The organism is Mucilaginibacter terrigena, assembly GCF_004168255.1.
Lineage (GTDB): Bacteria > Bacteroidota > Bacteroidia > Sphingobacteriales > Sphingobacteriaceae > Mucilaginibacter > Mucilaginibacter terrigena.
In genome coordinates, this window is the sequence record NZ_SEWG01000008.1 from 86390 (window position 1) to 104735 (window position 18346).

Below are 18346 nucleotides of genomic sequence, written 5' to 3' on the forward strand. Positions count from 1 at the left end.
GCGATAGCGACGTGGCAATCTCGTAGCCAGTGCATTAACGCTTAACATTCGACGAGATTGCCACGCTACCGCTCGCAATGACATGGTTTTTAACGGGTTCCAAACAAAAAAGAGCGATGAGTTAACCACCCATCGCTCTTTTAATATCGAGATATTATCTTTAAGCCTTTTTAGCTTCCGGTTTTTTCTTTTTGCGTTCGGCATATACCGCGCCGCCCAAAGCCAGTATCAATACTATCGACCCCGCTAACGAGATATTTTCGCCGGCGTAGTATGATGTTGGGTGGAATATAAATTCAACCTTGTGGTTACCTGCCGGGATAGTTGCCGCACGTAATAAATAATCGGCACGGTAATATGGTTGCTCCACGCCGTCTATCAGCATTTTCCAGCCTTTATCATAATATATCTCAGAGAATATGGCCACCTGATTAGCCGTGGAACCTGTTTGATAAGTAAGATGATCGGGCGTATAGGTGGTTAAGGTAATAGTGCTGTTGGCATCAGGGCCTAAAGGTTTTGCTTCAACAACACTTTTATATTTCTGGTCTATCATGGCTTCGTCTTTGGGATTGAAGCTGCTGATAGCCATCATTTCCTGGTCGGCATCTTTTACATATTTAACGCTTTTTACAAACCAGGCGTGGCCGCAGGCGGTTGAATTTGCATGCATGCTTGCGCTGCCTGTTTTAGGGTCGGCGGTGATAATGTACTTGGTATTCAGCATATCCAACACATCCTGGTTAATGCTTTTGGTAAACTGGTTTTGGATCAATTCATCAAAACGCCTTAAACGTGCCGAATGGAAACCGCCTACGGTTTTATAGAAATAAGACGAACGCGAATCCTGGAATGGCGCGCCCAGGCTTAAATCCATCACCCTGAAATCAGGGTCCTTATCGCGGATAATGAACTCGTCTACCTCGCGCGGTACATAGGTGCGGTCAATTTCTTCTTTATCAATAAAGTTCCCATCCTTCAGGTAACGTTTATCAATGCTCCACATATCAACCAATATCATACCCATAAACGCAAGGGCGGCAAAGGTTGTACTTATTTTTTGCTTTATTACGATGTAAAGCAAGCCAAAAGCAAGCGCTATAAATATAAGCGTACGTATGGCATCGCTTCGTTCTAATGTCTCTCGGTCCTGCACCAGCCCGTTAGCAACCTGGTTTGCCATACCAGAGTCGCCCTGGAAAGCCTGCGTAAGGCCTGATATCAGGGTTTGGTGCTCGGATGATTTAAAGCTCAGGAATAAGCCCGGCAAAACGATCATCAGCAGGGTTAAACCGCCGGTGATATAAAACGCCAGTTTAACATTTTTGAAAACGTATGGTTTATCGCGGTTAACAAATACCTCGTTCAACGCCAGGAAGCCCAGTATTGGGAAACACAACGAGGCGATAACCAGGGTAGACTCCACCGCGCGGAATTTATTATACAGCGGGAAATAATTAAAGAACAGATCGGACAGGAATGGCAGATTTTTACCAAACGACAGGAATACGCTTAACAGTACTGCCGATAGCAGCCACCATTTGATACGGTTTTTTACGATTAGTAAACCTAATACGAACAGGAAGAACACGATGGCACCAAAATACCACGGGCCTGATGTGCCCGGCTTATTACCCCAATACATATACTGACCGGCAAATTGCTTTGCCTGTGCAGGATCTACCTGTTTTTCTGTTAATAATTTTACCACTTTAGAATCCCCGCTGGCAGGGGCACCACTTGCGCCACCGTAAGCATTAGGGATAAAAAATGTGAATACTTCGGTTACGCTTTGGCTCCAGTTGTAGGCATATTCTTTATCGAGGCCGGTGCCGGCGTTTCCGGTTTCGCTTTTTAAGTTTGGTTTACCACGTATGGTGTAATGGCTGTATTCGTAGGTTGTCCATAACGAGCCCGCGTTTACAATAACCGCCAGTATAGTAGCGGCAGATAAATAAGCTATCGATTTAAAAAACGGCTTTGTTTGCTTTGCCTTTATGGCGTGGTAAAGTTCGATACATACCAATATGATGATAGCCAATAGCAGGTAAAAGGTCATCTGCACGTGGTTCGATCGTATCTCCATAGCCAGGAAGAACGCAGTTAACGCCCCGCCGGTAATGTATTGGCCCCTAAGCGTCATGATGATACCTGCCACTATAGGCGCGAAGAATGCTATGGCGTAGGCCTGGTTGGCGTGCCCGGCATCAATATAAATAAAGTTATACGATGAAAACGCGAAAGCTACCGCGCCTGCCGCTGCCAGCCAATGGTTTAATTTTAAGGTACAAAACAACAGGTACGCGCCAAAAAGATACAGCAAAATGGTATCAACCGGGTTAGGGAAAGCTGTTTTTAAAACATCAATTATATGCGTGGTAATGTTTGACCCATATTTAGCCCATATCTGGTAGCTTGGCATCCCGCCAAACATCTGGTTTGTCCATAACGGGGCTTTGCCGGTAGCGGCCTTAACATCCATTATCTCTTTTTGCATGGCCTGGGCCTGCAAAACGTCGCCCTGGTACAGGATCTTGCCCTGCATAATAGGGTTAAAGAAATAGGCAAAGGTTAGTACGAAAAATATTGCAGCTACTATAAGATGCCCACTATTCCGCTTGATCCAGTTGTTCATTTAAACTCTTTTAGGGATAATAATTATAATCTTCAAAAATAGAAAATTGAATGAGATTAGAAACGATAAGTTTTTATAAGATATTTAGTTAGCACTTACCGGGTTGGGTGCTAAAATAATAGAACAGGAATATCATCAGCAAAATGCTAACCACGTAAACTATAACATTAAGCTTGTTAAACTCCTCGCGGTTGCGGCGGATGTTGTACACGTTGTATAATGCAAGGCCGGCAATTACAACCCAAAAAAAACTATTAATGGTGGTGCAGCCGGTATAAAGCTGTGTTAAAATGGCCAGAACAATACAATTGGTAAGTATTAACAGCACCGTTGGCGGTGTGTTGTTATGGCCGCGCCTGCGTTTGTAAAGCCCTTCGGGTAACATTGGTTTATTTAATTTCTTCGTAATCTACAAATTCTCCCTCAGAATCAGGTACAGAACTTTTTGCATCGGGTTTATAATCAACCCGGATGCGGCCATCAGGTTTGGGCTGCTGTTGTTGGTTATAGTTTTGCTGTTGCTGGCGGGCTTGCTCCTGCGCCTTATTAATTACACTGCTAAACAGCATAGGTAAAAATATACGCACCAGGCTGCGTATGATATATAACGAGCATATAGCTATGATCAGAAAACGTATTAGACCCATCTGGTTTTTATTTAGCTTACAAATATAAGGATATAACGTATAATTTGTTTCTATAGTTTATATTCCTAAATGTCATTTAGAACGGGCATTGCTTTTATAAGGGCAAGGAGAAATCTTATACAACATGTATGCTTGATAGTTTGCAAGTGTATAAGATTTCTCACCATCCTTTGCACAATCCATCCCACCCAGGTTCGAAATAACAGGGAGGTTAAGTTACGAAAACTTCTCCTCCATCATTTTTTCCAGGGCAAACATTTCGTCGCGTAGTTTGGCGGCAAGCAGGAAGTCCATATTTTTTGCTGCCGCGACCATATCCTTGCGGGTATTTTCGATGGATTTTTTCAGATCCGGCTTGGTCATGTACTGCACAATCGGGTCGGCGGCAAGGGTCATGGTATCGGTTTCTACATAGGCCTGCTGCACACCTCCCTTAAAGTCTACCACGGAGGTTTGCTCCATAATTTCTTCTTTGGTTTTGCCAACGGTACGCGGCGTAATGCCATGCTCGGTATTGTATTTTATTTGCAGTTCGCGGCGGCGGTTTGTTTCGTCCATCGTAATCTGCATCGAGTCGGTTATTTTATCGGCATACATAATCACCCGGCCCCTGTCGTTACGGGCGGCGCGGCCAATGGTTTGAATCAGTGACCGCTCCGACCGAAGAAATCCTTCTTTATCAGCATCCAATATGGCTACTAAGGACACTTCGGGTAAGTCCAGTCCCTCACGCAGCAGGTTAATACCAATTAACACGTCAAACTCACCAAGGCGCAGGCCACGCAATATTTCTACACGTTGCAAAGTTTTCACCTCCGAGTGGATATAACGGCATTTAATGCCCAGCCTGTCCATGTATTTAGCCAGTTCTTCGGCCATGCGTTTGGTAAGTGTGGTAACCAAAACACGGTCTCCCATTTTTATGGTTTTATCCACCTCGTCAAGCAGGTCATCCACCTGGTTTATAACCGGGCGCACGTCAATTATAGGGTCAAGTAATCCTGTCGGGCGTATTACCTGCTCTACCACCACTCCGCCCGATTTTTCCAGTTCAAAATCAGCTGGGGTTGCGCTTACATAAATGGTTTGCGGGGCAAGGCGCTCAAACTCCTGGAAGTTTAGCGGGCGGTTATCCATCGCCGCAGGCAAACGGAAGCCGTAATCAACCAGCGAGATCTTTCTCGACCTGTCGCCACCATACATGGCCCTGATCTGTGGAACGGTAACATGGCTCTCGTCAATCACCATCAGGTAATCATCGGGGAAATAATCCAGTAAACAGAAGGGCCGCATCCCCGGTGCGCGACCGTCAAAGAAGCGGGAGTAGTTTTCGATGCCGCTGCAATAACCCAGCTCGCGGATCATCTCCAGGTCGTAATTAACCCTTTCTTCCAAACGTTTTGCCTCAATGAAGCGGCCGTCATCAATAAATTGCTTCTTGCGGGTTTCCAGTTCTTCCTGTATAGCCCAAACCGATTGCTGAAAACGCTCGCGGGGGGCAACGTACAGGTTGGCGGGGTAAACCACCATATGTGTCATTTTCTCGATGGTTTTGCCGGTGGTGATATCGAAGGTGCTTAGTTCTTCAATATCATCCCCAAAAAAGCTGATGCGGTAGGCATAATCCATATACGCCGGGAAGATATCCACGGTATCACCTTTCACCCTAAACGTTCCTCGTTTAAAATCGGCAGTGGTTCGGGCGTATAAGATCTCCACCAATCTGTGTAAAAAAGCATTCCTGCTGATGCGTGTGCCTACCGCGAATTTGAATACCGAATTGGCAAAATCCTCGGGGTTACCCATACCATAAATGCAGGATATGGACGACACCACAATTACATCCCTGCGGCCGCTCATGAGCGCCGAAGTGGTCCGTAAACGCAATTTTTCTATCTCCTCGTTTATCTGTAAGTCTTTTTCTATATAGGTGTTTGACGAGGGGATGAACGCCTCGGGCTGGTAGTAATCGTAGTAGGATACAAAGTAGTTCACCGCGTTATCGGGGAAAAACTGTTTAAACTCGCCGTATAGCTGTGCCGCCAGGGTTTTGTTGTGGCTCAGTATCAGCGTGGGCTTTTGGGTTTGCTCAATTACGTTGGCTATGCTAAAGGTTTTGCCCGACCCGGTTACCCCCAACAGGGTCTGGAAAGGGTCGCCGTTGTTTACACCTTCAACCAGTTGGCGGATGGCTTCGGGCTGGTCGCCGGTGGGTACGTACTGAGAAGTTATTTTAAAATCCATTATTCAAAAATAGTGATTAGTGAGCAGAGATTTGTGATTAGGCTGTCAAGATTGCTAAGCTTTTTAGTTGCGGCATCTATTAACCTTATTCAAATATCTCACCGGTTGATGACAACCTTATGTCAGCATGTTTTTATACAACCAATTTATTTGCAGAATGATTGTTTAATTCCGTCTATTTCGCAGTATTTAAGAGAAAGCCTCTCTCCAACCCATCTCCAAAGGAAGGGGCTTTAAAATATATTTGTAATAAAGTTTACATTTCCAAAAGCTGTAAATCTGTATATTTAACCATGCCAATTCATACGTTCATCCTTAATAAAACAAACAGCATTGCCAACCAGTTTTTAGCCGAACTGCGCGATGTAAACGTACAACAGGATAAATACCGTTTCCGCAAGAACCAGGAGCGGCTGGGCGAGATACTGGCTTACGAGATAAGCAAAACCCTTATTTATGAGACTACCGATGTGCAAACTCCCCTTGGCAGCGCAAGTGTTAACTTAGCTACCGAACAACCAGTTGTAGCAACCATATTGCGCGCCGGCCTGCCCTTTCACCAGGGATTTATCAATTTTTTTGACCGGGCCGACAGCGCTTTTGTAACAGCCTGCCGTAAAGTTAAAAAGAGCGGCGCGTTCACCATACAGGTAGATCATATCTCAAACCCGGGCCTGGAAGGTAGAACCCTGATCATGTGCGATACCATGCTGGCCACTGGGCATAGCATAGTGATGGTTTGTAAAGAAATATTGGCGCAATACAACCTAAAAGCCCTGCATATTGCCGCCGTAATTGCCAGCACCGAGGGTATTGCCCATGTACGCGCCAACCTGCCAAAAGTGCAGCTATGGGCCTGCGCCGTTGACGATGAAATGACCAGTAAGGCTTACATCGTTCCGGGCTTGGGTGATGCGGGCGACCTGGCTTTTGGGGAGAAGGTGTAAAAGGGTTTTATTTATGAATTTACTTATTTAATTAAGCCTTATTGAAAGATATTTACGATTAAAAAAATGAAAATATATCTCGTTATTATTGCTATGCTTTTAAGTCAGGCAATTTTTGGGCAAAGTAATATCGCTAAAGTAGATAGCCTTATGTCACAGCTAATCCGCTACAAAGTTTTTCGCGGATCAATCCTGGTAGCTCAAAACGGAAAGATAATTTTCAAAAAAAGTAACGGGCTTGCAAACATTGGTACTAAAGATTTTATAACTGACAATACACCCTTTTACTTAGCTTCTGTTAGTAAAACATTTACCGCAGTTGCAATAACTCAGCTGATTGAAAAAGGGAAATTAAATTTTAATGATAACCTTAAAAAGTTTTACCCAAATTTCCCGGCTGAAAATATAACCGTCAAAGACCTTCTTGCTCACACATCTGGCATAGCAGATTATATTGCCGATCTTTATATCCCATATTGGGATGAAAACAAAATCCCCGACAGCTTACATAAGATAAGTTCTAATAAAGAGGTTATTGCTTTTTTATTAAGAAAGTATCCGGGCAAGCACTTCGAAACCGGAAAGTATCAGGAATACATGAATACAAATTATGTAATACTTGCTTCAATTATCGAAAAAGTTTCAGGGCAATCTTATACGGATTATTTGCATGAGCATATATTCAGCCCTTACAATATGCAACACTCTTTTGTTTATTTTCAGGATAGTATACCTAATCATGCTATAGGGTACAAATACTCCTTTTATAAAGACACCGCCAAATCCAACAATCTGGGGATTTTGAATGGCGTTTATGGTGATGGCGGGCTATATTCAACAACCGAAGATCTATTGAAGTTTATTAATGGTTATTTTTCGGGGAGATTGGTTTCAACAAAAATGGTGAACACCGCCACCGTTTCAATAAACTTAAATATGGGCCCGCCAATTATTACCAAAGGGCTAATAGTGTTATTATTAGGACTTGGATTAACTTGGTTTGCGCGGCGTAAAAAGTGGTGGTGGATAGGTACATTTTCAATAGTTGCTATAGGCATAGTTATTATTTCAATAGGGATATCTTTCAAAAAAAGCGATATACCTGATTATGGTTTAGGCTGGCAAACTAAAAATTACAATAACGAAGCGGTAGCGTACCATACCGGCGGATGGGGTGGCGCAAACAATATAATTTGGCATGAAAAATCGGGTTTAACTATAATTGTTCTTTCTAATAACGGGATTTGTCCGTCTTATGATTTGGCGTTGGAAATATCTAACATATTCCATAATAAACCTTATAAATGCCCCACACCCCCTATAGCCTCATTTTATTGCCGCGAAATAATTAAAAATGACGACACGAGCAAAGCAATCCATGTATCTAAATCTATCTGGGAAAACGATATTAAAAATATTAAACGTCGCTATCAGCAGGAAGAATCCGATCTTAACGAAGCGGGTTATGAGTTTCTTAAATTAAACAAGATACCTGAAAGTTTAGCGGCTTTTCGCTTAAACACCCAGTTGTTCCCAAATTCGTGGAACGCGTTTGATAGTTATGGGGAAGCACTAATGGCAGCCGGCAAAAAGCCGGAATCTATTGCGGCTTATAAAAAGTCTTTAGAATTAAATCCGTCAAATAAGAACGCCGCCGACAAAATCAAATGATGGGCTCTACTACAGAAGTTTTGCTCACTATTCATACATCAAGATACAATTAAACAGAGCATGCCTCAATCTGAAATCGTAAATCGTAATTCTAAAATATACCGCCACATCTTCTTTGATCTTGACCACACCATCTGGGATTTTGACAAAAATGCCGAAGAAACCCTGCACGAGCTTTACGGCACTTATAAGTTAAAAGATATTGGTCTGCACTCGGCCGACTTGTTCATTGAAACCTACACCCGCCATAACCACCGCCTTTGGGCTCAATATCATTTAGGAGAGATCAGCAAGGATGAGTTGCGCGAGGAACGTTTCAGATCGACGTTCATCGAACTTGGCGTACAGCCCGAACTGATGCCCGCTGATTTTGAGGACGCTTATGTAAACCTGGGGCCAACCAAAACCAACCTGTTCCCCCACGCGCACGAAACGCTGGCCTATCTGCAAAGCAAATACACGCTGCATTTGATCTCGAATGGCTTTAAAGAATCTACCGAGGTAAAGGTAGCGGGCACCAACCTGGCGCCATACTTTAAAAACATTATCATATCCGAGGTTGTCGGCGTTAACAAACCCGATCCGCTGATATTTAAACATGCCATTGAATTGGCCGGCGCAACCGTTGAAGAAAGCCTGATGATCGGCGATAGCATCGAAGCCGATATCCGCGGGGCAATGGGCGTAGGTATGGATGCCATCTATTTTAACCCTTTCAATTTGGAAAAACCGGATGATGTACCGTTGCAAATCGGTAATTTAAAAGAGTTGATGGTATTGTTGTAAGTTTTTATTATTGTAAATTTGAATATGAAACAACGTACATACCGTATATTACTCACTCCTGAAGAAGAAGGGGGATTTAGTGTTTCTGTTCCCGCATTACCCGGTTGCTTTACCCAAGGTGAAACTATTGATGAAGCAATTGAAATGGCGAAAGAGGCAATAAACTTATATGTAGAAAGCCTTGAGGCTGATGGCGAACCCGTACCAGATGATAATAACAGCCTTGAATATTCGCTTACACTTGCTTCATAATAAATGAAGTCTTACACTCCTAAACAAATTGTTACCATTTTGCTGGCTAATGGCTTTGAATTGAACCGTGTTAATGGAAGTCATCATATTTTTGTAAATCGCAGCAATGGGAAAAGAACAATAGTTCCGATGCATGCAAAAGACCTTAAGAAAGGAACATTACACTCCATACTCAAACAAGCGGGTATTGATTTAAAGGACTAATTTTAATTCATGAACCTAACCAAAGAGCGCCGTGCCATTGATGCCGCATTAGATACCTACCGCCAATTGCTGGATGGTTTTACTGACGAACGTTTTATGGAAACACCCCCAATGGGTGGCTGGAGCTACTCCGAGGTTTACGATCATATCTTAAAATCCAGCCTGGGATCAAGCATAGCTTTAGAGCGCTGTACGCACAATAATTGCCCGCCCACTAAAAACGGCCCCAACTTTTGGGGGCATTATCTTTTAATAACCGGCCTGTTCCCGCCGGGTAAAATAAAAGTGCCCGAAGAAGTAGCCGCCAAAATAGCGCCCAATAAAATTGATAGGGAAGAAGCCAGGAACCTGTTAATAAAAACCCGTAAACGGATAGACGGCGTTACCGCTCTTATAAACGACGCGCCAAAAAATGCCCGTTGGCAGCACCCGCGTTTGGGCATGCTTAATGCCGCACAATGGTTCAGGTTTATTCGCGTGCATTTGCAGCACCATTTAAAACAGCTGGAGCGGATCAAAAACAGTTTTGCAAAGGGGTAAGTTTACTCACCCGGCCATCGCTACGCAAGCGTAAAGAGGGATTTAAAATATTCATCCATTTTTAATCCTTTTGCGTAGCAGAGAGGGTGCGCATCCCGATAGCTATCGGAACGGGGTGAGCAAAAGATGCCTGATGTTCACGTTCACGTTTGCAAATGCAGGCACTTATTTACAAGTAGCTCATAATCAAATGTTCACGCGTTAAACTACTGTCAAAACGCTGACACCAATTTATTCAAATATTATGTTAGGCGGGTTTAGATAGGTGATAGGCTATTCTTTTCGTGCGCCGGCAAAATTTCACGCCCTTTTCATATAATAATGGTAACTTGTATTATTAAGCAGGTTGTAATGGCCTGCATAAACCCGGTTTCAAATTATTTTTGTTTGTTAAGTAACCTTTTACATTTAACACAGTCTTAACACTATAATAATTTGATTATCGGACATTTGTAAAAATAAGGAAAGATGAATTTTGAATTTACTTACTTGTTTGTAATAGGACTACTGGTACTGCTTGGTGCATTTTATCTGAGCCCTTACGAACTTAAGGTTAGCGAAGACGACGAGGAGGAATAGCCCCCGTTTGCAGCTGCCGGCATTTATATATTAACGGCTATTTGGTTAGCCTATAAACTTTAATGGCAAAACGCGAAGTAGATATAGTCATCATCTCTGATGTACATTTAGGCACATACGGGTGCCACGCCAAAGAACTCCTTAAATATCTTAAAAGTATCAAGCCCAAAATGCTTATCCTCAACGGGGATATCATCGATATTTGGCAATTCAGCAAATCGTACTGGCCCGAAACGCACATGAAGGTGGTGCGCCGCATCCTTAAATTTGTTACCGAAGGTGTGCCCGTGTACTACCTTACCGGCAACCACGACGAGATGCTGCGCAAGTTTACCGATTTTAACCTGGGCACCTTTCAACTGTTAGATAAGATAGTACTTAATATCGACGGCAAAAAAGCATGGATCTTCCATGGCGATGTGTTTGATGTTACCATGCAGCACTCTAAATGGCTGGCCAAAATGGGCGCTGTTGGGTACGATACGCTGATACTCATCAACAGCCTTACCAACTGGCTGCTTACTGCCATGGGCAGGCCTAAGATGAGCTTCTCGCAAAAGATAAAGGCTAAGTTTAAGGACGCGGTGAAATTCATTAACCAGTTTGAGCAAACCGCCGCCGACCTTGCGGTAGAGAAGGCCTACAGCTACGTTATTTGCGGACACATCCACCACGCCGAGATCCGCACCATTCAATCTACCGAACAAACAGGCTCTGTGCTGTACCTCAACAGCGGCGACTGGGTAGAAAGCCTTACCTCGCTTGAATACCACAACAACGAGTGGAAAGTTTTTAAATACCTGCCGGATGATTTTAGGCAGGACAACGACGAAGACGACCTAACCGATGCCGAAGACCTGGACGCCAAACTGGATGTACGCACCTTGCTGGAACGATTTAAGCAGGAAGCGAAGTAATAATGTATTAAAGTGATATTAATTAGCCTATGGTCGGTGTTATCACCGCACCATTAACTTAGTCCAAACATAAGTTTACCTGCTATTCATCATTTAATGATCTTGTATACATATTTCTTTACTAAATTGCCCGCAATTATCTATCTATGAAAATATTGTTCGGTATACAGGGTACAGGGAATGGCCATATTAGTCGTGCCCGCGAAATTGTGCCCCTGTTGCAGCAATATGGCGAGGTGGACCTGCTGGTGAGCGGCACCGAAGCCGAGGTAAGCCTCAGTCAGCCATTAAAGTATCGTTTCCATGGTTTTAGCTTTGTGTTTGGCAAAAACGGCGGGGTTGATAACTGGGCCACTTTCAAGATCATGAACCTGCGCCAGCTTTGGAAGGATATGCACAACATCCCCCTAAACCAGTACGACCTGATCATTAACGATTTTGAGCCTGTTAGCGCCTGGGCATGCCGCCTGCAAAAGGTACCGTCGGTTTCATTGAGTCACCAATGCTCTTTCGTATCAAAAAACACTCCCCGCCCATCTAAATGGAACTACGCCGAATGGCTGTTTAAATATTATTCGCCCACCACGCACCATATAGGCTTCCACTTTGAGCGGTACGATGATTTTATCCATACCCCGGTTATCCGCAGCGATATCCGCAATATGGTAACCAGCAACCTGGGCCATTACACGGTTTACCTGCCTGCCTACAACGACAAAACCCTTATAAAGCACTTAAAGGAGACTAATGCCGAATGGCATATCTTTAGCAAACGTACCAAAACAGCCTACCGCGAGGGCACCGTTAACGTGTTCCCAATAAACAACGAGGCCTTTAACAACAGCCTGGCCAGTTGCGCCGGCCTGCTTACCGGCGGTGGTTTCGAAGGCCCGGCCGAAGCATTGTTCCTGGGTAAAAAGGTATTAATGATACCCATGCGCGGGCAGTACGAGCAGCAATGCAACGCCCTATCGGCATCTAAGCTGGGGGTCGAGGTGGTGCACACCATTAATCACGATTTTGTTGGGCGCATTAACAACTGGCTGGCAGACGACCGCCGCATTCCGGTTGATTTCCCCGATGAAACCGCGCAGATCGTAGATAACATGGTGAAGACATACGCCAGGCAATAAAAGATACCAGAGATAAGAATCAAGAGACAAGATAAAATCATATAAGCGTTGGCCCGTGCAATCCGATAGCTAACGAATCCCTTTTAACAGTAGGCTGCGAGGTGGAGGTTTATATACTCTGCCTAACTTTAGCAGCCTATGGCTTTTTAATCATCTGTCGGAGCGCGTCGTTAATTTTATTTAACGACTCGTTTAGCCTTGCAGCCTTTTCTGCCTTTAGCCTTTCCTTTTCGGCGTTTTGCCTTTCTATTTCCAATTCGCTAAGCCTGGCTTGTTCCATTCTTTCTGCTTCAACTCTTTTTCGTGTGGCTTCAACATTATTATCGTGTATTCTAAACTGATTCTCTAACAATACTTTAGAATAGTATTGCGTATACTCAGAGGCATCGAATTCATCAGCCAACGATTTTAAATACGCTTTATCGCTACTGTTAACAAAAAAGGGGGCAGTAAAGTCTGTTGTTAAAGGGATCTTTAGATAAACTTGTACCAAGGTATTTGTTGGTGACAGAAAGTAAAAATAGAAATCGCTGGCAGTTGTATCAAAAGTGTACCTTTTCAAACTTTCATTGTAGCTTATTTTGTTTAAATAAGTTTTAGTAATATTTTTTGCGACCTCTTTTTCGGTGCCGGAATTATGAAGTTTGATCAAATCGGCCAGCGTGGGCGTCGGAGCAAGCTTAAGCCTGGTATCAATATCGTTCAATTCCGGGTGTATTGTAAATATAATTTTGGGGGCGCTGCCATCCACCTCACAATCTATATTTTTATTAGTGTACGAATTTATGCTACCGTTGCCAAGTGTGCCGTTATATGTCCAGGCCGATAAATTAAACGCTTTTTTTAATTTACTAAACGCGATCAGGTCGGTAGACCTAAAAACAATTTCGTTTACTGACCATAACTTATTCACCGAGAATTGAATGGAAAGAGACTTGCTAAAATAAGCCGTGCTTTCCGAGCCGTACCTTTTACCGGTTTTCCTATCCACAAAGTGCGATTCCATCGACTTATAAAAAAATGTATACCCCAGCTTTTTAACAAAATTTATTGCCTGATTAATAACATCATCGCTTTTATGGTTCAGGGCTAAATTGCTTACATCAAAAGCTTGCGAAGATTCGGGCGAATAGGTATCGCCTTGTTTAGCAACTTCCGCTGTTATAGAATAATACATTACAGGTTTTTTATCTTCAACCCCCTCTGCCGAAACTATATTGGCAAAAATATTCCCATTTCTGTAAGTAGTATCATTATTGCCTTCGTTTAATATTTTCCAGGCGGCAAATCCCAGCAACTTTTTTATTTCGGTATACTGTTTTTCATCGCTTATAAAAAATAAAAGTTTAGAGATCCTTTTATCAGCCGAAAACTCCGTTACGCGCGCGCTTAATCCTTTACTAAAATACAGCCTGTGTTCAGTTCCTATTTCATCTATCTTATCATTACTGCCGAAGTTAAAATCATATATAGGCCTCTCATCTAACCCGGTCAAAACAATTTTAAGTTTTTTAAACTCATCGTTTAAAACTTGTACGGCATCGTCGCCATTCATATTAAAAAAATCTATTGATCTTGAAGCGGGTGCTATTGCTACCTTCTTTTTAACGGGCGCTTTAACCTGGGCCCTCAGTTGATTATTAAACGCAATACTTAGCAAAGCGGCAATAAATAATATCTTTTTCATGTAATCGTGTTTCGGTTATAATGTGGTCAGGTATTGGCTAACGCGATAATTTTTGCTATCCGGCGGGCAGAAGCTGCCATCTGTAACCATGCTAATTTAACCCATAGGTAACGCCAATTATATACCCACTATTGGTTATTTTTAAACTTATTCCTGTAACGCCCTACAAATTAGTTATTTATTTTATATTATAAATAGATATTTAATAGTATGATTAATAAGGCACTTTACGCGTCTGCCAAAATTACACCTAAGGTTAAAGGCCTGCACACTTGCAATAATCAATTATGCCCTAACCGCTTTTTTGTGCTAATTTTGCGGGCAATAGCCAACCCCGTATGATCAGTATTTTTAAGGTATTTAACCCGCTTAACGTTTTATGGCTGGCCATTTTAATGTTTATACTGCGCATTGGCTATGTGGCGCAGGTACCTGATAAACTCGAATTTACATTTGTTGAGCCATTTGCCCGCCTGCTAGTGCCTGTATCTTACGAGTACGCGTTTTCGCCTATGGCAAACGTTTTTTTAGCCGGGGTACTTATTCTGGCGCAGGCGTTGCTGCTTAACTACCTGGTAAACCATTTTAATTTATTGGGCAAGCCTACGTTTTTGCCATCGTTAATGTATGTAACCTTAACGTCGTTGTTTAGCCCTTTTATGATGCTCAGCGCGCCGCTCATCTGCAATTTTTTGGTGATATGGATGCTGTTTAAGCTATTTAGTTTTTATAAAGGTGACGATGCAAAATCAACCGCGTTCGACCTGGGGATGATCGTTGCCATTGGCTCTATCATATACCTGCCCTACGTTTACCTGTTTTTAGCTATCTGGATAGCGCTGATCATTTTTAAACCATTTAACTGGCGCGAGTGGGTATCGGGTATATTAGGCTATTTTACTGTCTTCTTTTTCTTCGCCGTGTTTTATTACCTTAATAATAAGCTGGGTAATTTTTATCATATATGGGCGCCGCTGGGCACCAGGTTCCCAAACAGTATAAACATTAATTATTATAACTACCTGGTGCTGGTGCCTGTAGTGCTTATTATAGTGCTGTATTTTTTTAAACTGCAGCAAAACTACTATAAAAGCTATGTGCAGGTCCGCAAATCATTCCAGCTGCTTTTTTTTATATTTTTAATTGGCGGCCTGTCGTTCTACGTAAAATCCGAATTTAACCTCAACCACTTTTTGTTGTGTGCTGTGCCTGCAGCCGTGTTTTTCTCGTACTATTTCATCAACGCCAACATCAGGTGGCTGTACGAAAGCTTGTACTTATTGCTGCTTATCAGCATCATATATTTTCAGTTTAACACTTTTTAACTTTTACATTCGTTCAAATTTCATAGGTTATATTAGTTTTGTACCATGAAATTTGGTGTAGTAATTTTCCCAGGCTCCAATTGTGATGAGGATATCATCCACGTTCTTGAAAATGTAATGGGCCAGCAGGTAGTGCGGTTATGGCATAAAGACCATGATTTGCAGGGCGCTGAGTTTATTGTGTTGCCGGGCGGCTTCTCTTTCGGCGATTACCTGCGCTCGGGCGCAATTGCCCGTTTCTCGCCTATTATGCAGGAGGTTATACAGTTTGCGGCAAAAGGCGGCAAAGTGTTAGGCATTTGCAACGGTTTCCAGATATTGACAGAGGCAGGCCTTTTACCGGGCGCGTTGCTGCACAATAAAAACCGCAAGTTTATTTGCCGCAACATCCACATGAAGACGCAAACCGCTAACTCGCTGGTTACGCAGCTTATCGACCCGCAACGCGCATTAAAAATACCTTTGGCCCATGGCGAGGGTAATTATTTTGCCGATGCAGATGTGCTGAAGGCTATAAATGATAACGACCAGGTGCTGTTTCGCTATTGCGACGAGGCCGGTAATATCACCACCGAAAGCAACCCTAACGGCTCTATAGAAAATATTGCCGGCGTAACTAACATTACCCGCAACGTGTTTGGCTTTATGCCCCACCCCGAGCGTGCGTCTGAAAGCCTGGTAGGTAACGAGGATGGCCTTGCTATTTTCGAATCGATATTGTCACTGGCTAAAGCTTAAATGCTAAACCTGGTTATTGATATTGGCAACACTTTTACCAAGGTAGCCGTTTTTAATAACGATGGCCTGATTAAAGTGGAGCAATACCAGCAGCCAACCCGGGCAGATATCGATGGCTTTTTAAATGATCATAAAATTGACCGGGTAATCATATCATCTGTAAAAACAGAAAAACAACCCTGGCAAGCCCTGCTGGAAAACAAGTTTGCGGTGGTATATTTTAACAGCGGCATAACTGCAGGCATAAATAATCATTACAAAACACCCCAAACACTTGGCGCCGACAGGCTGGCAGCGGTAATAGGGGCCAATTATTTATACCCGGGTGTAAACAATTTGGTTATAAGCGGGGGCACCTGCATCACTTATGACTTTATTGATGCCGGCGCAAATTATTTTGGTGGCAGTATATCACCGGGGTTAAATATGCGTTATAAAGCCGTTAACCACTACACCGCGGCGCTTCCGTTAATTGAAGCCGATAAAAATTTTACAGCGGCGTATGGTGACGATACTGCATCCGCGATACTATCGGGTGTGCAAAACGGGATAAAATACGAGCTGGAAGGTTTTATTAATAATTATACAAATACAGCAAAAGGGTACAACATTATACTAAGCGGGGGCGATAGTATTTTTTTTGATACTCTATTGAAAAATAGCATCTTTGCCCCCTATATTAAAATTGAGCCTTACCTGGTTCTTAAAGGATTAAACGCAGCTATACAAAAGCATAATGATTAAATATATAAGGTTCGTAATAATACTGTTCTTATTTACTGCAACGGCAATTGGCGTAAAGGCACAATCAACTTCTACCACCAGTTCGCCTTATTCGCGATATGGCATTGGCGAGATCAGCCCCATGCTGCTTCCTCAAAATGTTGCAATGGGCGGTATTGGGGTAGCAACCAACCGTATCAATAACTTTTCTACCATAAACCCGGTTAACCCTGCTTCGTACGCTGCAATTGGCTTAACCGTAATGGATATAGGCTTATACGGCAAATTTAACACCCTCGAAAAAACGGGGCAAAAATCTCAAACCAACTCCAACTTCAGGCTTAGCCATATTGCATTTGGCATACCGCTTTCAAAACGCTCGGCTATTAGCTTTGGCTTAATGCCATACAGCGAAGTAGGCTATAATTACAGGCAGATAAGCCAGCTTGCACCCGATACCATTGCTAATTATATCTACAGCGGCGATGGTGGCTTGTCTAAATTTTATTTAGGCTATGGCTTTGGCATAGGTAAGCATTTATCAATTGGTGCCAATATATCTTACATATTTGGCAGCCTTAAAGAAACACAATCAACAGAGGTGCCTGCATTGCCCGGTTTTTTAAACTCGCGCATTGAAGAAGGCAATAGCATAAGCGGTTTAAATTACGATTACGGCATCCAGTACGCTATAGATCTTTCCGAAAAAAGGCATCTTACATTTGGTTACTCGGCATCTGCAAATACAAAACTTAATACAGTTAACAGCTATATTGTAAGCAGCTATTACAGGGATGCTAACGGCGATGAAGGTGTTGCTACCGATAGTATCATCAACAATCAACAGCCATCAGCCAAAATACAGCTGCCAATGGTAAATCGTTTCGGGGTATCTTTCCAAAGTGATGGTAAATTTTTAATTGGCGCCGATTACACCATGAGCAATTGGTCGAAACTTACTGTAGCCGGGGTTAATAAAGGGCTTCGCGATAGCAAAACATTTAATTTAGGCGGCCAGTTTACCCCCAACATCAATTCTTTATCAAGTTATTTTGCCGCGGTTGATTATCGTTTAGGTTTTATTTACGATCAAACCTATCTAAACGTAAACAATACCGATATTAAGCGCTATGCTGCTACGTTTGGCTTGGGTTTACCTTTAAGGTCTAATAACTCCAGTTTTTATAAAATAAACATTGGTGCCGAAATTGGCAAACGCGGCACACTGGTAAACAGCCTGGTTAAAGAAAATTATATTAACGTACACTTATCATTTAGCATTAACGATAAGTGGTTCCAGAAATACAAGTTTGATTAA

General features: G+C 42.7%; 17 protein-coding genes. 12 read left to right on the top strand and 5 right to left on the bottom strand.

The window, feature by feature from the left end; translation table 11 throughout:
• Positions 1–160: 160 nt before the first annotated feature.
• The 4 genes from EWM62_RS17325 to uvrB form a co-directional block, all read right to left on the bottom strand.
• Complete coding sequence (locus EWM62_RS17325; RefSeq protein ID WP_129877941.1) at positions 161–2635, bottom strand: YfhO family protein; 2475 nt, start codon at positions 2633–2635, stop codon at positions 161–163.
• 88 nt (positions 2636–2723) lie between these two features.
• Positions 2724–3020 carry a hypothetical protein gene (locus EWM62_RS17330; RefSeq protein WP_129877942.1) on the bottom strand — a complete coding sequence of 99 codons (297 nt, stop codon included), beginning with the start codon at positions 3018–3020 and terminating at the stop codon, positions 2724–2726.
• 4 nt (positions 3021–3024) lie between these two features.
• Positions 3025–3282 (bottom strand): DUF4834 family protein, encoded by a 258-nt coding sequence (locus EWM62_RS17335; protein WP_129877943.1) that lies wholly within the window; start codon positions 3280–3282, stop codon positions 3025–3027.
• A gap of 216 nt (positions 3283–3498) precedes the next feature.
• Positions 3499–5526 carry an excinuclease ABC subunit UvrB gene (gene uvrB, locus EWM62_RS17340; RefSeq protein WP_129877944.1) on the bottom strand — a complete coding sequence of 676 codons (2028 nt, stop codon included), beginning with the start codon at positions 5524–5526 and terminating at the stop codon, positions 3499–3501.
• A gap of 293 nt (positions 5527–5819) precedes the next feature.
• Here uvrB and upp point away from each other — a divergent pair, with 293 nt between their 5' ends.
• From upp to EWM62_RS17380, 8 genes are all read left to right on the top strand, one after another.
• Positions 5820–6473: a uracil phosphoribosyltransferase gene (gene upp, locus EWM62_RS17345; protein ID WP_129877945.1), complete on the top strand. Its 654-nt coding sequence runs from the start codon at positions 5820–5822 to the stop codon at positions 6471–6473.
• 66 nt (positions 6474–6539) lie between these two features.
• The gene (locus tag EWM62_RS17350; RefSeq protein WP_129877946.1) at positions 6540–8144 is read left to right on the top strand and encodes a serine hydrolase; all 1605 of its coding nucleotides are present in this window, start codon (positions 6540–6542) and stop codon (positions 8142–8144) included.
• 60 nt (positions 8145–8204) lie between these two features.
• A complete protein-coding gene (locus tag EWM62_RS17355; protein ID WP_129877947.1) occupies positions 8205–8930 on the top strand; it encodes a YjjG family noncanonical pyrimidine nucleotidase in 726 nt (241 codons plus the stop codon).
• 24 nt (positions 8931–8954) lie between these two features.
• Positions 8955–9182, top strand: a complete 228-nt coding sequence (locus EWM62_RS17360) for a type II toxin-antitoxin system HicB family antitoxin (RefSeq protein ID WP_129877948.1) — start codon at positions 8955–8957, stop codon at positions 9180–9182.
• Positions 9183–9185: 3 nt separating this feature from the next.
• Entirely contained in the window at positions 9186–9386 is a 201-nt protein-coding gene (locus tag EWM62_RS17365) for a type II toxin-antitoxin system HicA family toxin (RefSeq protein ID WP_129877949.1), read from the top strand.
• A gap of 9 nt (positions 9387–9395) precedes the next feature.
• Complete coding sequence (locus EWM62_RS17370) at positions 9396–9926, top strand: DinB family protein (RefSeq protein WP_129877950.1); 531 nt, start codon at positions 9396–9398, stop codon at positions 9924–9926.
• Positions 9927–10567: 641 nt separating this feature from the next.
• Positions 10568–11422, top strand: a complete 855-nt coding sequence (locus EWM62_RS17375; RefSeq protein WP_129877951.1) for a UDP-2,3-diacylglucosamine diphosphatase — start codon at positions 10568–10570, stop codon at positions 11420–11422.
• Positions 11423–11568: 146 nt separating this feature from the next.
• Positions 11569–12555: a glycosyltransferase family protein gene (locus EWM62_RS17380; RefSeq protein WP_129877952.1), complete on the top strand. Its 987-nt coding sequence runs from the start codon at positions 11569–11571 to the stop codon at positions 12553–12555.
• A gap of 136 nt (positions 12556–12691) precedes the next feature.
• Here the strand turns inward: EWM62_RS17380 and EWM62_RS17385 are convergent, their stop codons facing one another.
• Complete coding sequence (locus EWM62_RS17385; protein ID WP_129877953.1) at positions 12692–14242, bottom strand: hypothetical protein; 1551 nt, start codon at positions 14240–14242, stop codon at positions 12692–12694.
• A gap of 338 nt (positions 14243–14580) precedes the next feature.
• On the opposite strand from EWM62_RS17385, the gene EWM62_RS17390 reads away from it, so the two are divergent.
• Genes EWM62_RS17390 through EWM62_RS17405 form a run of 4 tightly spaced genes read left to right on the top strand, consistent with a single transcriptional unit; the run spans position 14581 to position 18346 of the window.
• On the top strand, positions 14581–15567 hold the full coding sequence (locus tag EWM62_RS17390; protein WP_129877954.1) for a DUF6427 family protein: 987 nt from the start codon (positions 14581–14583) through the stop codon (positions 15565–15567).
• 45 nt (positions 15568–15612) lie between these two features.
• Positions 15613–16305 carry a phosphoribosylformylglycinamidine synthase subunit PurQ gene (gene purQ / locus EWM62_RS17395; RefSeq protein ID WP_129877955.1) on the top strand — a complete coding sequence of 231 codons (693 nt, stop codon included), beginning with the start codon at positions 15613–15615 and terminating at the stop codon, positions 16303–16305.
• A complete protein-coding gene (locus EWM62_RS17400) occupies positions 16306–17049 on the top strand; it encodes a type III pantothenate kinase (RefSeq protein ID WP_129877956.1) in 744 nt (247 codons plus the stop codon). It begins immediately after the preceding gene.
• The gene (locus EWM62_RS17405; protein WP_129877957.1) at positions 17042–18346 is read left to right on the top strand and encodes a hypothetical protein; all 1305 of its coding nucleotides are present in this window, start codon (positions 17042–17044) and stop codon (positions 18344–18346) included. The genes EWM62_RS17400 and EWM62_RS17405 overlap by 8 nt, the downstream gene beginning before the upstream one ends.